The sequence below is a fragment of the Algoriphagus ratkowskyi genome, assembly GCF_002150505.1.
GTDB lineage: Bacteria > Bacteroidota > Bacteroidia > Cytophagales > Cyclobacteriaceae > Algoriphagus > Algoriphagus ratkowskyi.
Window position 1 is genome coordinate 61660 of record NZ_MSSV01000006.1, and the last position, 16885, is coordinate 78544.

17 protein-coding genes are annotated in these 16885 nt (G+C 38.7%); 8 read left to right on the forward strand and 9 right to left on the reverse strand.

Features of this window, described 5'->3' with window-relative positions; genetic code table 11:
• Positions 1–219 precede the first annotated feature (219 nt).
• Positions 220–3030, forward strand: a complete 2811-nt coding sequence (locus tag BVH02_RS08245) for a YCF48-related protein (RefSeq protein WP_158093868.1) — start codon at positions 220–222, stop codon at positions 3028–3030.
• 14 nt (positions 3031–3044) lie between these two features.
• Here BVH02_RS08245 and BVH02_RS08250 read toward each other — a convergent pair whose 3' ends face one another.
• Both BVH02_RS08250 and prfA read right to left on the reverse strand, forming a co-directional pair.
• Positions 3045–3569: a GNAT family N-acetyltransferase gene (locus BVH02_RS08250; RefSeq protein WP_086500935.1), complete on the reverse strand. Its 525-nt coding sequence runs from the start codon at positions 3567–3569 to the stop codon at positions 3045–3047.
• Between the two features lie 84 nt (positions 3570–3653).
• The gene (prfA, locus tag BVH02_RS08255; RefSeq protein WP_086500936.1) at positions 3654–4733 is read right to left on the reverse strand and encodes a peptide chain release factor 1; all 1080 of its coding nucleotides are present in this window, start codon (positions 4731–4733) and stop codon (positions 3654–3656) included.
• Positions 4734–4847: 114 nt separating this feature from the next.
• On the opposite strand from prfA, the gene BVH02_RS08260 reads away from it, so the two are divergent.
• Entirely contained in the window at positions 4848–5072 is a 225-nt protein-coding gene (locus tag BVH02_RS08260; RefSeq protein WP_086500937.1) for a Kazal-type serine protease inhibitor domain-containing protein, read from the forward strand.
• 32 nt (positions 5073–5104) lie between these two features.
• Here the strand turns inward: BVH02_RS08260 and glmS are convergent, their stop codons facing one another.
• From glmS to BVH02_RS08275, 3 genes are all read right to left on the reverse strand, one after another.
• A complete protein-coding gene (gene glmS, locus BVH02_RS08265; protein WP_086500938.1) occupies positions 5105–6946 on the reverse strand; it encodes a glutamine--fructose-6-phosphate transaminase (isomerizing) in 1842 nt (613 codons plus the stop codon).
• Between the two features lie 121 nt (positions 6947–7067).
• A complete protein-coding gene (locus BVH02_RS08270) occupies positions 7068–8453 on the reverse strand; it encodes a DUF4270 family protein (protein ID WP_086500939.1) in 1386 nt (461 codons plus the stop codon).
• Positions 8413–9231, reverse strand: coding sequence for a glycogen/starch synthase (locus tag BVH02_RS08275; RefSeq protein ID WP_086500940.1), 819 nt, complete (start codon positions 9229–9231; stop codon positions 8413–8415). Before BVH02_RS08275 ends, BVH02_RS08270 begins: the two co-directional genes overlap by 41 nt.
• Positions 9232–9359: 128 nt before the next feature.
• Between BVH02_RS08275 and panC the strand changes: the two genes are divergently transcribed.
• From panC to BVH02_RS08305, 6 genes are all read left to right on the forward strand, one after another.
• Positions 9360–10208 (forward strand): pantoate--beta-alanine ligase, encoded by an 849-nt coding sequence (panC, locus tag BVH02_RS08280; RefSeq protein ID WP_086500941.1) that lies wholly within the window; start codon positions 9360–9362, stop codon positions 10206–10208.
• A 21-nt stretch (positions 10209–10229) separates the two neighbouring features.
• Entirely contained in the window at positions 10230–10577 is a 348-nt protein-coding gene (panD, locus tag BVH02_RS08285; RefSeq protein ID WP_086500942.1) for an aspartate 1-decarboxylase, read from the forward strand.
• The gene (locus tag BVH02_RS08290) at positions 10577–11617 is read left to right on the forward strand and encodes a lysylphosphatidylglycerol synthase transmembrane domain-containing protein (protein ID WP_086500943.1); all 1041 of its coding nucleotides are present in this window, start codon (positions 10577–10579) and stop codon (positions 11615–11617) included. Before panD ends, BVH02_RS08290 begins: the two co-directional genes overlap by 1 nt.
• Entirely contained in the window at positions 11614–12303 is a 690-nt protein-coding gene (locus BVH02_RS08295) for a zinc metallopeptidase (protein WP_086500944.1), read from the forward strand. The genes BVH02_RS08290 and BVH02_RS08295 overlap by 4 nt, the downstream gene beginning before the upstream one ends.
• Before the next feature lie 97 nt (positions 12304–12400).
• Positions 12401–13540 (forward strand): acyl-CoA dehydrogenase, encoded by a 1140-nt coding sequence (locus BVH02_RS08300; RefSeq protein ID WP_086500945.1) that lies wholly within the window; start codon positions 12401–12403, stop codon positions 13538–13540.
• A 138-nt stretch (positions 13541–13678) separates the two neighbouring features.
• Complete coding sequence (locus tag BVH02_RS08305) at positions 13679–14605, forward strand: AraC family transcriptional regulator (protein ID WP_086500946.1); 927 nt, start codon at positions 13679–13681, stop codon at positions 14603–14605.
• Here the strand turns inward: BVH02_RS08305 and BVH02_RS08310 are convergent.
• From BVH02_RS08310 to BVH02_RS08325, 4 genes are all read right to left on the reverse strand, one after another.
• The gene (locus BVH02_RS08310) at positions 14591–15373 is read right to left on the reverse strand and encodes a phosphoglycerol geranylgeranyltransferase (RefSeq protein ID WP_086500947.1); all 783 of its coding nucleotides are present in this window, start codon (positions 15371–15373) and stop codon (positions 14591–14593) included. The genes BVH02_RS08305 and BVH02_RS08310 overlap by 15 nt on opposite strands.
• On the reverse strand, positions 15342–15725 hold the full coding sequence (locus tag BVH02_RS08315) for a hypothetical protein (RefSeq protein WP_086500948.1): 384 nt from the start codon (positions 15723–15725) through the stop codon (positions 15342–15344). The genes BVH02_RS08310 and BVH02_RS08315 overlap by 32 nt, the downstream gene beginning before the upstream one ends.
• Positions 15718–16083, reverse strand: coding sequence for a phage holin family protein (locus BVH02_RS08320; RefSeq protein WP_086500949.1), 366 nt, complete (start codon positions 16081–16083; stop codon positions 15718–15720). Before BVH02_RS08320 ends, BVH02_RS08315 begins: the two co-directional genes overlap by 8 nt.
• A gap of 69 nt (positions 16084–16152) precedes the next feature.
• On the reverse strand, positions 16153–16785 hold the full coding sequence (locus BVH02_RS08325) for a YkgJ family cysteine cluster protein (RefSeq protein WP_223271830.1): 633 nt from the start codon (positions 16783–16785) through the stop codon (positions 16153–16155).
• Positions 16786–16885 lie beyond the last annotated feature (100 nt).

Consider the following 16885-nt stretch of genomic DNA (forward strand, 5'->3'; position numbering starts at 1 on the left):
AATTAGAATGTCTGAATGTTTCTTTTTGCTTGATTTTACCAAATATAAAAGGCCAAAGTTGGATGCTTTTACTTTATTCAATGAAGCAGCAATAAGATGATTCCTTAAATAATTAATGCCTAATAATTAAATATGCTAGATTAAGGCATAACTCTTAGGAAATATTATCCTTTTGAGAAGACTTGAAATAACTTATTTTTGTTTACTTCAACTATGTGCATGCAAAAAACTTTTGGTCTATTTTTAATTGGAATGCTATTTAGCACACAGCTTTTTTCTCAATCCTGGATCAGGATGCAGAGCTGGGGATTAGACTTAGAATCTATTACGTGGATAGATGCAAATGTTGGATTTACGGTCGGCGAAAACCTCATTATTAGAACCTCAGATGGAGGAATTACTTGGGAGGAGCTACCGATAAGTATTGAAGGGAAACTACTTGACGCGGCATTTTGGGATGGGAAGACAGGTATTGTCGTGGGTGAAAAAGGACAGATATTAAGAACGCTGGATGGAGGAAATACTTGGACTCAACTACCATCAGTAACGACCAATGCACTGAACAGCTTAGCGATATTATCTGAAAATAGAATTCTTGCCATTTCAGATGCTGGAGAAATTCTGCTTTCTACAACAAAAGGAGCGACTTGGTCAAAAGTCATCTCTGGAACAAGCCAGAGTTTGAATGACATAACCGCTATAAATGTAGACACTGCCTACGTAGCAGGGAATCAAGGATTGATTTTGAGAACATATGATGGAGGTGATAAATGGAATTCTTTGAATACTGGGATAGCTACCAATCTAAATGGACTCGCGTTTTCTACCCCACTCATTGGATATGCGGTAGGTGATGCAGGTATTATCATAAAGACAGTAGATGCGGGAGAAACTTGGACTAAGCAGCCTTCCTCAGTGAGTACAAATTTGCAAAAAGTAGCAATCAGTCCTTTGGACATAAGGATTGTCACTGTGGTGGGAGATGTTGCAACTTCTTTACGATCTGCTAATTCTGGGCTTACTTTTGCCAAAGCAAATCTAGGTGCTACAAATTCTCGAAATCTAACATCTTTGGCTTTCAAGCCAGCTAGTAATCTTGCTTTCGCAGTTGGTCAAGATGGCTACCTCCTTTCCTCTACTAATTCTGGCAGTACATACACCCAGCGGTTGGCAGGGATCCGAAATGATTTTTCAGCTACGGATTTCAAAACTGATAGGGCTGGACACATTGTTGGTAAAAAAGGAGCAGATTATATCACTAGCAATGGTGCTACTAGCTTGGTTTATCGACCTGTTCCAGAAGAAGTAGACATTGTGGGGATGGATTACTGGAACACTTCTTTTGGCTATGTGGGAGCTGCGGCAGGAAAAATTTATAGAACGGGAAATGCCGGAACTACTTGGTTTTCAGTATCAGCCCCTACGAAAGAAACAATTACTGGTTTTTATCTATTTGCACCTTCAGTACTCTATATAACTGGAACAAAAGGGTATATGGCCAGGTCTTTTGACTCAGGAGTAACTTGGGATGCAGCAGGAATCATTACAAATACCAGCGAAAATCTCCGTGACATTTCCTATTTTGATTATCAGGTAGGTTTTGCTATGGGGGATAATGGACAGATCAGCTGGACCAATGGCGGAAATGTATGGGAGAACCTTCCGAAATTGACTTCGGAAGACTTAAACGCATTATCGAAATTAGATTCCAACACTGCTGTAATTGTAGGCGATGCAGGAGTAATTTTGAAGTCTGTGGATAAAGCTAAAACATGGAAAAAGATCACTACTCCCCATACTGAAAATCTACATTCTGTGGATTTTTGGGATGAGTATTTAGGCTTTATCTCTGGTGACAACGGTCTAATTCTTCAGACGAAAGATGGAGGTGAAACGTGGGTCAAGATACCCAGTGGTACTACTCGAAAACTTACTGGTATTAGTGTCGGTACGCCCACCGTAGCTTTTGCTGTTGGGGATGACGGTACAATTTTGAAGTATGAGTGTATTCCACCTATTGCTCTGAGCGAGATTACAGGTGAGAATAAAGTATGCCTCAGTACGGCAAACTATTCAATTACGGATTCTAGCGTCCCAGGTGCTCAATTTGTCTGGCGAGCAGATGGAGGTGAAATTATTTCAGGTCAAGGAACCAACCTGATCGAGGTGTTGTGGAAAACTCCCGGAAGAAATGGGGTGTATGTAAGCATGGAAAATTTCTGTGGAAATGGCAATACTTCCTCGATGGAAGTCATTATTTCAGCCATTCCTTCTGCTTCAGTTCAAGTAACAGGAAATGGGACTGTTTGTGTGAATGAATTCACCATTTATACACTGCCAAAAATAGATGGCTTGACCTATACTTGGGAAGCAACTGGAGGAGAAGTCGTAGATGGCCAGGGTTCTTCTGTCGTTCAGGTTAAATGGAATGAATATGGAAACCAAGAATTGCGAGTAGTGCAAGAAAACACTTGCGGAAAAGCTACCGCTCTCTTAAAAATGATAACAGTGAGTAAGACTCCCGACCAGCCCGGAGTGATTGAAGGAGAGAATCAAATAGGTTTGTGGGTAACAGAATACCAAATTCCTACCCAAGGTGAAGTTAATTTCATATGGAAAATATCAAATCTAGGTGGTACAATTCTTCAGGGCCAAGGTTCTGACAAAATAAAAGTTCGATGGGAAAAAGAAGGTGATTTCCAACTTAGTGTCACTGCGGAAAATGAATGTAATGAAGGAGTAGCTAGTGTCCTGGATGTCAATGTCAATATAATTACTGCCATTCCAGAGAAGGAAGATTTAACCCTTAGCATATTTCCTAACCCTTCCTCAGGTACGGTTAACCTTGATTTGGGTACTGGGAATTACAAAAGTATCTATGTTGTAAATGCTTTTGGGCAAATCATTCAGTCAGTTGATCTTGCTCCTGAACTTAAAAAGATTACCATAGATCATTTGCCTAGAGGGATGAATTTAATCCAGCTTTATACTGAATCTAGTGTAGTGGTAAGAAAGGTACTAGTTCACTAAAGCTAAATTACATTTTACTGCTCTCCCCGAATATTCACATATTGGAAAATATCTCCAACGGTGCTGTTTTTAATGAAAGCTTTTTTCAAAATAGCCTCAGGAAAATAACCAGCTTTCTCGAGAACATTCATGGATTGTCCATTGAAGTCGTAGACTTGGGCAAAAATGCGTTCGATGTCGAATTTCTCAAATATAAACTTGGTATAGAGTTTCACTGCTTCGGTCGCTATGCCTTTTCCCCAATATGGCTCACCAATCCAAAAGCCCAGTTCCATGTTTGTGCGCAGCTCATCTTTTCCTCTCTCAGAACCTATAGATCCTGCTAATTTTCCCTCAAATTCGACAGCAAAATTTTGTGGAGGATTGAATTTCTGGTTGTGCTCAATCCAATGGCGAGCATCATGAATAGTGTATGGCTGAGGATAACTATCCTTTAAATTCATTGCGATTTTTGGATTATTGGCCATAGGATAGAGTTGATGAAAATGAGTTTCATTCCAACTCACTAGACGTATTTCTCTTTCTCCTGTAATAATCATAAAAGTATGATGGTTAATTCTTCAAGATAATAGGCAATTAGCAGAATCAATAAAATTCAACTGGATATTATACAAATCTCCAGCCTAATCTTCTAATCCGCTGTTATTCATCCGGTCTAAATTTTCTGCAAATCTCAAAGCGGATATAAAATCCTCAATATGTCCATCCATAACCTCGGGGAGGTTATACACAGTTTTATTGATTCTATGATCGGTAACTCTAGACTGTGGGTAATTGTAGGTTCGGATTTTGTCTGATCTATCGCCTGATCCGACCATTAACCTTCGCTGTGCACCTACAGCATCGTTATGTTTTGCAAGCTCTATTTCGTACAGTCTAGATCTTAATACTTTGAGTGCTTTCTCAAAGTTCTTGATTTGCGACTTTTCATCCTGACAGGTCACGATTAGTCCTGAGGGCTCATGCGTTAATCGCACTGCCGAATAAGTCGTGTTGACAGATTGGCCACCTGGACCAGATGAACAGTAGGTATCCTTGCGTACATCATTCATATCGATGTTCACCTCTACCTCGTCCATCTCTGGCAATACAGCTACTGATGCTGCAGAAGTATGTACTCTACCTTGAGATTCAGTAGTAGGTACGCGTTGTACGCGGTGTACGCCAGACTCATATTTCATGCGACCATATACATCATCGCCACCAGAAATAGTAGAAATGATTTCTTTGTATCCACCTGCTGAGCCAAAAGTTAAATCCAATACAGTTAACTTCAGATTTTCACGTTCGCAGAATCTTTGATACATACGGAAAAGATCGCCTGCGAATATAGAAGCTTCATCACCTCCGGCACCACCTCTGATTTCAAGAATGCAATCTTTAGCATCATTTGGATCTTTAGGTATCAAAAGCTGCTTGAGATCATTTTCAAGCTCTTCCTTTCGAGGTCTCAGCTCGTCCAATTCACCTTTTGCCATTTCTCTGAAATCTGGATCCTTTTCCTTATCGAGGACTTCTTTGGAACTGACAATATTTTGCAAGACTAGGCTATACTCATCATAGACAGCTACAATTTTCTCTAGGTCTTTGTATTCTTTGGTTAGTTTAGCATACTTGCTCATGTCTGTCATAGACTCTGGCATAATGATCAACTGACCTACTTCTTCAAAACGTTCTTTGATTGATTGTAATTTGTCTAGCATAGTTTATAAATCGCTGCGCAAAAGTAGGTAAATTTATCGGGAGGCTGAATATTCATCCTTACTATTAACATGCAAAAGGAGTAGCAACTAGATTAGATTTTACCTCTTAAAGCCATGAATTTTATCAAAAACACACATATTGGAATTTGTCTCCTTTTCATCTTTGGGTGTGAAGAAGAAAAACCCATCAATAGGTGCATTGACACAGCCAAAATTAAAAATGGCGCTTGTACTTTTGACTATAATCCTGTCTGTGGCTGTGATGGTATGACTTATTCAAATCAGTGCATCGCAGAAAATTCTGGAGTTACTTCTTGGTCTGTAGGCAATTGTAAATAAAAAAGGCTGCCCTGATGGACAGCCTTAGTATATTATTCTACTGTTACAGACTTCGCCAGATTCCTTGGCTGATCTACGTTACAGCCACGCATCACAGCGATATGATAGGAAAGTAATTGAAGGGGTACTACTGCTACGAGTGGAGCAAAAGCCTCGTGAGTTTCGGGGATTTCGATCACATGATCTGCAAGTGCTTTTACTTGTGTGTCTCCCTCAGTGACTACTGCGATCACTTTACCTTTTCTAGCTTTTACTTCCTGTATATTACTTACTACTTTTTCGTAAGAACTATCCTTAGTTGCAATAAAAAAGACAGGCATTTCCTCATCTATCAACGCAATTGGGCCATGCTTCATCTCTGCCGCTGGATATCCCTCTGCATGTATGTAGGAAATTTCTTTTAGTTTTAATGCACCTTCTAGAGCAACAGGAAAATTATACCCTCTGCCTAAATAGAGCGCGTTCCTTACATCCTTGTATTCTTCAGCAATGTATTTTATTGCATCGTTTGTTTTCAATGCTTGCTCTACTTTCCCTGGAATTGCTTCTAGTTCATGTAGCAACTGGATATATTTATTTTCTGGCAAAGTTCCTCTTTGGTATCCAAGCTTGAGTGCCATCATCGCCAAAACAGAGATCTGAGCGGTAAAAGCTTTTGTTGAAGCTACGCCGATCTCAGGACCTGCGTGTGTATAAGATCCTGCATGGGTCGTTCTAGGGATAGATGAGCCCACCACATTACAAACTCCAAAAATCGTTGCTCCCTTAGATTTAGCTAGCTCAATGGCTGCCAAGGTATCAGCTGTCTCACCAGATTGGGAGATAGCAATGATAAAATCTTTTTCACCTACGACAGGATTTCTATACCTGAATTCAGAAGCATATTCTACTTCCACCGGCACTCTCGCAAATTCTTCAAAAAGATATTCTGCCACCAATCCAGCGTGCCAAGAAGTACCACATGCTGTGATAATAATTCGCTCAGCATTTTGGAATTTATTCATATAATCCCGTAAACCGCCAAGAACTAGGCGTCCAGATTTGGCATCTAACCTACCTCTCAAGCAATCTGCAATTGACTTAGGTTGCTCGTAGATTTCTTTAAGCATGAAATGGTCATATCCACCTTTCTCGATGGCTTCTAATTCCATTTCTAGTTTATTGATGTATGGGTTGGTCTCAACATTCTCAATCGTTTTAATCTGAAGTCGATTGTTTCGAATTATGGCTATTTCAAAATCGTCTAAATAGACGACCTTATTTGTGTATTCAATAATTGGAGTAGCATCGGACGCTAAGAAATATTCGTCTTCACCTACACCAATAACCAATGGAGAGCCTTTTCTAGCGGCAATCAATGTATCTGGTTCTTCCTTATTAATCAATACAATAGCATAAGCGCCGACTACCTTATGGAGTGCAAGTCTCAGCGCTTCTTCTAAGCTACAATGATTATTCAGCTGAATATCCTCTATGAATTTTATAAATACTTCGGTATCCGTATCTGATTGAAAAGTGTATCCTTTTTTAAGAAGGTCCTGTTTTAACACTTCGTAATTTTCAATGATACCATTGTGAATCATTGCGATTTTCTCTGACGAAGAATAATGAGGATGTGCATTGGCATCTGTGGGCTCTCCGTGTGTAGCCCAGCGAGTATGGCCTATACCTATGGTAGATCCTAAATCTGTAGAAGATTCTAGATGCTTCTCAAGTTCGGATACTTTACCCTTCTTCTTGTAGACACTTAGGCCATTCTTATCCAATAGTGCAACACCAGCACTATCATAACCTCTATATTCTAATCTTCTAAGTCCTTTGATGATAATAGGCAAGGCTTCTTGTTGCCCTACATATGCTACGATTCCACACATATTGAAAAATTCTTATGTTTTGTTTTAACTTCTGCAAAGAAACAGCTTTCATGCCAAAAAAAATAATCCACTTCCTATAAAAAGAAAGTGGATTATCAGGACTTGTTCGAAATGGCTTGTATTACCTCGATTTGGAGTATATTACTTTTACTTTTATTTTATTTTTATCAACTACAAACTGTCGCAAGGACTTTTTGAAGTCATCTCCGTTCGTTGCAGGTAAATCTCCATAGAGCAACCAGTCTTTTCGTGTAAGTTGACCTCGAAATAATGCATTGACATAAGATGTAATGTATTGACTATAAATTTTATCTTCTGAATCGTAAATCAATGCTGTGGGACTGATTGTATTAGGGATCTCTACCCCATCTTCATTAGTGTAAACTTGAACAGAACCATCCGTTTGCACTGTTAATGGGGCGCCAGTAGAAGTTTTTAGAATTTGATTTTTATCATCCGTAAAATACATAGTGAGGCCCAATGGTGGCACTTGAGTACTTGGCTGAGGTTCTAATTCCCCTAGCTCTAAAACTACTTGATTGAATGTGATCCCTGAAAGTGAGTCTAGAAACGTATCAAATGGACTGGTGTCAAGTTTTATCACCATGCCGAGTCCAGACTTCATACCTACCAATGGACCTACATTGTAAGCCTTTTTTACTTCCGTTACCACTTGAGTAGGGGTTCCACTTCTATCACTGTCAATACCACTAAAACCTCTCGCAGCAGCTATGGAGCCATCAGAAAGCCTTATGCTTGCGGTAATACCGTAGCCTTTAGAGGCTGTATCACCTTCATAATGATAATATGTTAGTATTCCAGTACCAGATCCTAATCCTACACCAATCGATGCATTATCTCCTTCTCTACCTTTAATGACTACTCCTGGAAAATAATCCCTGAAGGTAAATACATTGTCAAAATAGAGACCTGCCTTCATCTCTGCAAAAAGCTCCTTTGCAAAATCTGGTGCCACTTTGAAAGAAACTAAAGTGTCTGTCTTTTCTCCGAATACAATTTCCCCAGATGCTATTGGAGAAGCTTCATAATTCAACTCATCGGTATTGTAATATATAGTATCGAGGATTTGCTCTGTGAGTTTATGCACAGAGTAATATTTACCTTTATCCAAATTGCTTCCATCAATACTTCTGATATTCAAATAAAAGAATACCGAGTCCAATAATGCATCTTCTTCTGGAAGAGTTGCTTGAGTGTCAAATGAAAGTCTGGTATAACCTTTTCCAGATGTTTTCCCAAAGAAATCATCCTGTTCCTCTCCCACCACCAATACAATTTGGTTGGTGGTATTAAAAGAATCCATTAATACCACTTCAGCAGATAATTCAAATTCTTCGAAAACCACACCGATTTGATTGTTTCCCGGAGCAAGCTCAATGCCTACAGTAGCAGGATCACTACAAGAACTGATAAGGAAAAGGGATAAAATTGCCCCAAGAGCCAGATTAACGGGCGAGGTTGGTATATATGTCGTAGAGCTCCTCATGAGCTTGTGCTTCTGATTCTGTTTCAATACTGATTTCAAACTTTTTGTCTTTTGAGATACCCTCGATTAGTTCGTTTAATTCTGCGGACACTTGACCGCCTTTGACTATTAAATCGGCATATTCCATACCCATTTTAATAAATCCTGTGTAATCTTTGCTCATCAAAGGTGCTAAAATAGCGTCATCTATATCCACCATCTTAACCTTGTTTAACAAATCATCGCCAAAGGTATGGGAAAATCCATTGTTATAGACCGCGAAAACGGATTTGGTGTTCTTAAAGAGCGGCTCACTTTTGTAAGTTGTCTTCAAATACATAGGTATTAAGCTAGTCATCCAATCATTGCAATGCACGATATCTGGAGCCCAACCTAATTTTTTAACTGTCTCAATAACTCCTTTGCAAAAGAAGATAGCACGTTCGTCGTTATCCTCGTAGAAGTTTTTCTGCTTATCATGGAATACGTGCTTTCTATGGAAATAGTCTTCGTTATCAATGAAGTAAACTTGCATTTTTGCATTAGGAATGGAAGCGACTTTAATAACTAGCGGCTTCTCTTCATCACCAACTGCGATATTTATACCAGATAATCTTACTACTTCATGCAATCTGTTTTTTCGCTCGTTGATCAATCCAAACCTCGGTACTAATATTCTGATCTCCATACCGCGCTCTTGCATAGCTTGTGGTAGGGCTCTTAAGAAGTTAGCAACTTGAGAAGTTTCTAGAAAAGGATTGATTTCACTTGCAACGTAAAGAATACGTAAATTGGACATAGTTATCGGATTTTAATGTTTAGGGTGAAAAACAGCTTTGCAAATGTACAAAAAAAAGATGAAATGCCTTGTTTTTCTAATTATTAATATAATTTTGGCGCTATTTACCCATTCTAAACCCTTTACCAGTGCAAGTAGTCCAAACTGGAGCCGATTGGAACAAATACTGGCTTGAATTCATCAAAAACGATAAATCTATAGGTTTAGTCCCAACTATGGGAGCGCTTCATGAGGGTCATCTCGACCTTATTAGAAAGGCTAGACTGGAAACCGATAGGGTAATCGTTTCGATCTTTGTGAACCCCACTCAGTTCAATAATCAGGAAGACTATGATAACTATCCTTCCACCTTGGAACAGGATTTAGCTAAACTTAAGATTGAAAATGTTGACTTTGTTTTTATTCCTAATATAGATTCAATTTATCCTGAAAAGCCGAAAATGAACATCAGCTTTGGTAAGCTTGAAACTCTTTTGGAAGGAGAATTTCGACCAGGACATTTCAATGGAGTAGGATTAGTAGTTTCCAAATTGTTTAATATTATTAAACCACATAAAGCTTTTTTTGGACAAAAAGATCTTCAGCAAACTGCAATCATCAAGCAATTAGTAAAAGAACTATCTATGGAAATTCATCTCGAAATTGTCCCAACAAGACGAGAAGATGATGGTCTTGCTATGTCCTCAAGGAATGTGCGCTTATCACCTGAGGAAAGGCGGAAAGCACTGATCTTGTATAATAGTCTGACACAGGCAAAGCAGGAACTTTTAGACGGGAAACAATGGTTTGATGTGCAAAACAAAATCATACAGAATTTTGAGGAAATGCCACTGGTGAGTTTAGAATATTTTGAACTGATTCATCCTGAAAGCTTTATGTGTTACACAGATTTTGACATAGATCAAAAATCATCTATATGTGTGGCTGCTATTTTAGGGAAAATTAGATTAATCGACAACCTGCCAATAATTCCTTAATTTTGCCGCAAAATTAATTCAATGCAAATTCAGGTACTGAAATCTAAGATTCACCGGGTGAAGATTACCCAGGCGGAATTGCACTATGTTGGCTCTATTACCATCGATGAAGATCTGATGGATGCAGCCAATCTTATAGAAAATGAAAAAGTCCAAATTGTCAATGTTAACAATGGCGAACGTCTAGAAACCTATGTCATCACAGGCGAAAGAGGTTCAGGACAAATATGTATGAATGGACCTGCCGCTAGGAAGGTACAAGTGGGGGATATTATCATTATCATATCTTATGCAGGAATGGAATTAGCAGAAGCTAAAAATTTCAAACCTGTTTTGATCTTCCCTGACGAGCAAAATAAGCTGATCTGATGGGTCAGAAATACATCAAACAATTTTTCCAGATTGCAATTTCACTTGGAATTGCAGTCTGGATTTTTTGGTTTTTGTACAAAGACATTGCTTTAGAGTCGTTGCTGGATCAAATCGAATCAAGTAATTGGAGTTGGATAATACTTTCTCTTACGATCTCCATGGCAGGATATCTCCTGAGAAGTTGGCGTTGGACTCTACTGATCGATACTGAAGAGGGAGAGCAAGTGACACTTGCCAGATCATATCATGCAGTAATGATTGGTAATTTGGTAAACATGCTGATACCAAGAGCTGGAGAAGTAGCGCGTTGTGGCGTCCTCACAAGAACAAATGGCGTTTCTATGGGCTATTTGTTCGGGACGGTCATCGTCGAAAGAAGTATAGATCTCATCTGTCTTCTCGGTACTATATTTTTAGCTTTTATAATAGAGAAAGAGTTGTTCTTAAATCTTGCTAGTCAACTAGTCGATTTAGACTCCTTAGGGCAAATGATTCTCTCAAACCTCCCAATAGTATTTGGAGGAATAGCCATTTTCGTACTCTTAATATGGTATATTTTTCGTCGATTTCGAGATCATGGATTGATCAATAAGCTTCAACATTTTTTTAGAGAGATTCTTTCTGGTCTTAAGCGAATTGGCAAATTGTCAAACCCAATAGGTTTCTGGATTAGCTCAGTTTTACTTTGGGTCATTTATTTTCTCACCATGTACACCATTGCCTTCGGGATACCGAGTACTGCCAATTTGTCCCCAGGAGAGGTGCTCTTAGTTATGGTAATGGGCAGTATTGGCATGATAGCTCCGGTTCAGGGGGGTATTGGTACTTTCCATGCGCTAGTGGCCTTTATTTTGATACAGCTTGGAATCTCAGAAGTTGATGGTAAAATCTTCGCAGCAATTATCCACGGTACTCAAGTTCTATTAGTATTAGTAGTAGGCCTTGTCAGTTGGATAATAATGATGAAATTGCCCACTTGGACAAAACCTGAGCAAGCTAAACACGTATTCAATCCTGCAAACACTACTAATTTATGATACTTATTTTAATCGTCGTCGTATTCGGCATTGCTGGCTTTGTGGTTAGCAGAAAGCTCAAAAGCAAGTTTAAGAAATATTCTCAAGTAGCTCTTAAAGCAAACCTATCAGGTGCAGAAATAGCCAAACTCATGCTTGCTGACAATAACATTTCAGATGTACAAGTTCTCTCTGTAGAAGGACAGCTGACAGATCATTACAATCCTGGAAATAGAACGGTTAATCTTAGCCCTGACGTCTATTATGGCAGAAATGCTGCTGCTGCTGCGGTTGCATCTCACGAGTGTGGTCACGCTGTTCAACATGCTACTTCCTACACTTGGCTTAATCTTAGATCCACGTTGGTTCCTCTTCAGAACAGTGCCGGGAAGATTTTAAATATTGTTTTGATAGCTTCCCTATTTGGTAATTTTGCATTAGGATTACCCTACGAATGGGCTGGATATATTATTGTAGGTGCATATAGTGTATTGACACTCTTTACTATTGTCACTTTACCAGTTGAGTTCGATGCTAGTAACCGTGCGCTCGCATGGATTGAAACCCGGAACATAGTGACACCAGATGAATATGCAATGTCCAAAGATTCACTGAAGTGGGCGGCCATGACCTATGTAGTAGCAGCTTTGGCATCAATGGCAACTTTAGCCTATTATATTTTCATGTTTTTTGGAAATAGAGATTGATACAGGTCAAATAAAATTTTGGAAGAGGGGCAAGCTTTGCCCCTCTTCTTTTTTTGCCATATATTCCTTGCAGATATTTAAACCCATATAGAATATTATGCATTTTGAACTTACAGAAGAGCATCTCGCAGTGCAAGAAGCAGCGAGAGATTTTGCAAGAAACGAGCTACTTCCAGGAGTAATCCAAAGAGATATTGAGTGTAGATTCCCAGCCGAAGAAATCAAAAAAATGGGAGAGCTCGGCTTCATGGGAATGATGATTGATCCCAAATATAGTGGTGGTGGCATGGATACCGTTTCTTATGTCATAGCAATGGAAGAACTGTCCAAAATTGATGCGTCCGCTTCTGTGGTCATGTCAGTGAACAATTCTTTGGTATGTTGGGGAGTTGAAAAATATGCTTCGGAAACGCAAAAAGAGAAATATCTAAAACCTCTGGCATCTGGTCAAAAACTAGGAGCATTTGCTTTATCGGAGCCAGAAGCAGGTTCTGATGCTACCTCCCAAAAGACCGAAGCCTATCTTGAAGGCGATCACTACGTCTTAAACGGCACGAAAAATTGGATAACTAATGGGTCCAATGCTGATATATACATAGTTTTTGCGCAAACAGATCAAAGCAAAGGTCATAAGGGAATCTCAGTATTTTTTGTAGAGAAAGGCTGGGAGGGATTTACTCCAGGACACAAAGAAGATAAGCTTGGCATCAGAGCTTCTGACACTACTTCACTAATGTTTACAGACGTAAAAGTACCTGTTGAAAACCGAATTGGAGAAGAGGGTTTTGGATTCAAATATGCAATGGAAACCTTGAACGGAGGTAGAATTGGAATTGCTGCCCAAGCACTTGGTATCGCTGCTGGAGCCTATGATCTTGCATTGGCCTATTCTAAGGAACGAAAGACATTTGGAAAACCAATCAGTGAACATCAAGCGATCCAATTCAAACTTGCCGACATGGCCACAACCATTGAGGCTGCTAGATTATTGGTGTATAAGGCTGCTTGGTTGAAAGATCAAGGAGAAGATTATTCACATGCTTCTGCTATGGCAAAACTTTATGCATCTCAAATTGCAATGGATGTAAGTATTGAGGCAGTACAGATACATGGAGGTTACGGGTATGTGAGGGAATATCACGTAGAGCGCCTTATGAGAGATGCCAAAATCACTCAGATTTATGAAGGAACTTCAGAAATTCAAAAAATAGTTATATCCAGAGGTATCCTCAGATAACGTCATTCTGTTAAGAAAATGGTAAAGTGACATATATTTATATCCATTCTTATTTTTTTTAACACCATTGGTAGAATATATATGAATATTCGTTAGAAAAATTATATTTTTGATGTTACGTTTTTTTAATAGTTATTCATGGAATATTACAACAAGGTTATTGAATCAGTCAATGTTAGGTTTATACGGGGAAATAATTTCCGAGTAGAAAAGCCTATTACAGTGAATGACTATGCTGAACCTGATAATACACTGATTTTGCTTCACCATGGCACGCTTAAATTTGGTGATGACCAAGAGCTTCTAAACGAAGGAGAAGTGCTGTTTCTTCCTGCTGACCAGAAGACGAAACTCACGATTGGAAATAGTGCCAAGAAAGGAGAAATATCGAAAGATCAGTTTCAGGAAAGTAAGAAAAAGTATCTGCAGAGTATCAGCTTCAGAGATATTAAAAGCTCAGAAGATGATTGCGTTTCTATTCTTGGATTTGAATCCAAAGTATTCGACGTAGTTAATTTTTTTAATTCGTTAGATATTCCGCCATTTATCATTCGATTCAATGATCGATTGGCGACGATTATAGAAGATCTGATGAAGGAGGTAGAAGTGAGTAATGTGGGGAAAGAAAGAGCATTAAAGTCTCATACAGAATTACTGGTAATCGAGTTACTTCGTCATATTCTAAAGAATAGATTATTCTTGGAAGAGCTATCTACGAATGCTACCTACTTCAAAGATCCACGTTTGATAGATTTATTCAATTTTATCAAAACAAATCTTGGTGGCGACTTATCCAATAAAATCCTGGCTAAAGTTGCGAATGTATCAGAAGATTATGTGGGACAGTATTTCAAAATGCTGACTGGCATCAATCCCCAGGACTATATCGAATATCAAAGAATGGAGGCTGCTGTAGAACTTTTGCGAACTACCAAAAAGTCAATACGAGATATAGGTAAAGAAGTAGGGTATAAAGACACTGCTTATTTCTGCCGAAGATTTAAGATGATGTATGGTGTTCCAGCCGGTAAAATGAGGAGAAGAGAATCTCTAATTAACGTTTAAAGGAAGATTTAAAAGTTCCTTAAAGTTTAAGACCTCGGCCAAAAAGCTGGGGTCTTTTTCTATAGCATTGCCGATGACTAGCAGGTCTGCACCACTTTCAAAGGCAATCTTGACTTTCTCCAAAGAATCTAATCCTCCCCCAACTATTATTGGGTTATTAATATCCTCCTTCACTGATCGAATGACTTCGGCACAGACAGGCGATTTCGCGCCGCTTCCAGCGTCCAAGAAAAAGTATTTCATTCCCAGATAAAGCCCTGCCAATGCAGTTGCTTTGGCTAAGTTGGGTTTGGAATTGGGTAATGGTGTAGTTTGACTTATGTATTGTACACTCGTGATTTCTCCTCCATTCACAAGCATATATGCTGTGGGAAGAACTTCCAATTTCATCTTTTTTACGATTGGTGCAGCAAGAACTTGATGACCAATCAGGTATTCTGGATTTCTGCCTGAAATCAAACTAATGAATAAAATAGCATCGGCCTCTTCAGCCAGTTGCATCTGAGATCCTGGGAATATAACGACAGGTATTTCTCCTGCAATTTTCTTAAGTGAGATAACGACTTCCCTAAAATTATCCCGATTAAGTTGACTTCCGCCCACAAATATCAGATCTAATTGAGAATCCTTAATCCAAGTAAATTCATCTTCAAAAAATACTGAATTTTTTAATTTGTCTGGATCAACCAACCAAGCTAAACCTTTTCTGCCTGACCTATGAAAATCATTTAGAATCTTACCGACTCTCTTGTTCGACTTTGGTGTCATCTGTATGAGTAGCGAATAGATTTGGAAGAAACTTTTCTTTAGCAAAAGCAAGTCCTAATACCAGAAGTCGCTGACCCATACTTGGCCAAAAACCAGAGTTTGAACTGTCCATTAGCTTTTTCTCTAATTCCTTGGTCAGCAATCCTTCTCTTTCTAGCACGTAAAGAGCTTCTTGAGTTTTCTTATTTTTTCGCTTGCTTCGCCTATTGATTAGGACGAATGTAATTAATCCGCCTACCAAGACGACTCCCCCAATTTTTATCCAATCTTCAGATTCAGCTTTGAATAGCTCAATTTGTCTGGCCAAACTCTTTTCCAGTTCTTTTTCTTTCTTCTCTAGTTCCTTACTCATTCTCTTGACGTTTTCTGAAAATTCTAGCTCTGAATATAAATCCTTTTAAACCTTTCTGCATTTTATCCTGAGTGGAATCATTATCTCTAATGAGATAAAGAATGATCAGAATTAATAGATATAGCAAGCCTACAAGCAAAAATCCCATGTAAGGAGATTCGAAGTATTGACTTAAGAAAACGGCAAGAGACAAACTCAAGAAAAACAAAAATAACAAGAGGCTTCCTCCCATTAAAATTAAAATCACTAGACGAGATATAATCCCAGATACTTGCTCCTGAATTTCCAGCTTGACCAAATCTATTTTGGTCTCTACAATACCTCTAACAGTTTGAACTATTTCCCCTAATCTTAGCATAATTAAAAACTTGTGAGTTTCTACAATAAAATATGACACAATATACTTCAATTGCGAGAAGCAAAAAAATCATGCAATCACATCAATTTCTTGCTCTTCATAGAACTTATATCTCAAAACTAGTTCCAATGCGAAAGCAATCGCCTCATTGATTGTGAATTGTTGACAAAGTGATTGGTCAATTTCTTCCAAACGGCTGTAGAAGGATGTAGCAAGGGGTATTTCCATGTCATTATTTATTCTCTCGCTCGTATTTCTGTATTCATAGGCTTTCTCTTCCTTCAAAACTTTGCAGATAATGAGGTCTTTCTTGCCATATTTGGTTCTACGAGCAGAGGTAGCAAACAGCCTACAAATCATACCTCTTTTGCTGTGGTTTCCACAAAAGCCTTTAGTACCATCAGCTGACTGCGGTTTATAAATCACACAACTGGAATCATCCTCCATATTTTCAACCATAATCAAGGTAGATTCGGCTAAACCTTTATCATATAGATCAAAAGCTAATGGGAGAAATTCTAATGGTGAAGCAGGTACTTTTGGATTTGCACAACAAAAGCCACATCCTGACAGGCATCCTAATCCACTTTCTGCTACAAATTGCTTAGTTTCTGACTCCAGCTCAGTGAAGACCTTTAGCGTTGCAATGGATTTTTCGGCAAGATTCATCTCCTTATTTTCAGATACTGCGCAAAAGTACATCAGACTGTACTTATTGATTCTGAGGAGTAACTATTTTTTTTTACATTGAAAGTCAGTGTATTACCAATACAAAAGTCTAATAGTGGGATATTCACTGTCC

Bases quoted from the DNA above. Each gene is read 5' to 3' on its own strand.
- BVH02_RS08315 (WP_086500948.1), bottom strand. From the start codon at position 15,725: ATGAGTAAGGAACTAGAGAAGAAAGAAAAAGAACTGGAAAAGAGTTTG.
- BVH02_RS08290 (WP_086500943.1), top strand. From the start codon at position 10,577: ATGGGTCAGAAATACATCAAACAATTTTTCCAGATTGCAATTTCACTT.
- panD (WP_086500942.1), top strand. From the start codon at position 10,230: ATGCAAATTCAGGTACTGAAATCTAAGATTCACCGGGTGAAGATTACC.
- BVH02_RS08325 (WP_223271830.1), bottom strand. From the start codon at position 16,785: ATGTACTTTTGCGCAGTATCTGAAAATAAGGAGATGAATCTTGCCGAA.
- BVH02_RS08310 (WP_086500947.1), bottom strand. From the start codon at position 15,373: ATGACACCAAAGTCGAACAAGAGAGTCGGTAAGATTCTAAATGATTTT.
- BVH02_RS08295 (WP_086500944.1), top strand. From the start codon at position 11,614: ATGATACTTATTTTAATCGTCGTCGTATTCGGCATTGCTGGCTTTGTG.
- BVH02_RS08260 (WP_086500937.1), top strand. From the start codon at position 4,848: ATGAATTTTATCAAAAACACACATATTGGAATTTGTCTCCTTTTCATC.
- prfA (WP_086500936.1), bottom strand. From the start codon at position 4,733: ATGCTAGACAAATTACAATCAATCAAAGAACGTTTTGAAGAAGTAGGT.
- BVH02_RS08250 (WP_086500935.1), bottom strand. From the start codon at position 3,569: ATGATTATTACAGGAGAAAGAGAAATACGTCTAGTGAGTTGGAATGAA.
- BVH02_RS08270 (WP_086500939.1), bottom strand. From the start codon at position 8,453: ATGAGGAGCTCTACGACATATATACCAACCTCGCCCGTTAATCTGGCT.
- BVH02_RS08300 (WP_086500945.1), top strand. From the start codon at position 12,401: ATGCATTTTGAACTTACAGAAGAGCATCTCGCAGTGCAAGAAGCAGCG.
- BVH02_RS08275 (WP_086500940.1), bottom strand. From the start codon at position 9,231: ATGTCCAATTTACGTATTCTTTACGTTGCAAGTGAAATCAATCCTTTT.
- BVH02_RS08305 (WP_086500946.1), top strand. From the start codon at position 13,679: ATGGAATATTACAACAAGGTTATTGAATCAGTCAATGTTAGGTTTATA.
- BVH02_RS08245 (WP_158093868.1), top strand. From the start codon at position 220: ATGCAAAAAACTTTTGGTCTATTTTTAATTGGAATGCTATTTAGCACA.
- glmS (WP_086500938.1), bottom strand. From the start codon at position 6,946: ATGTGTGGAATCGTAGCATATGTAGGGCAACAAGAAGCCTTGCCTATT.
- BVH02_RS08320 (WP_086500949.1), bottom strand. From the start codon at position 16,083: ATGCTAAGATTAGGGGAAATAGTTCAAACTGTTAGAGGTATTGTAGAG.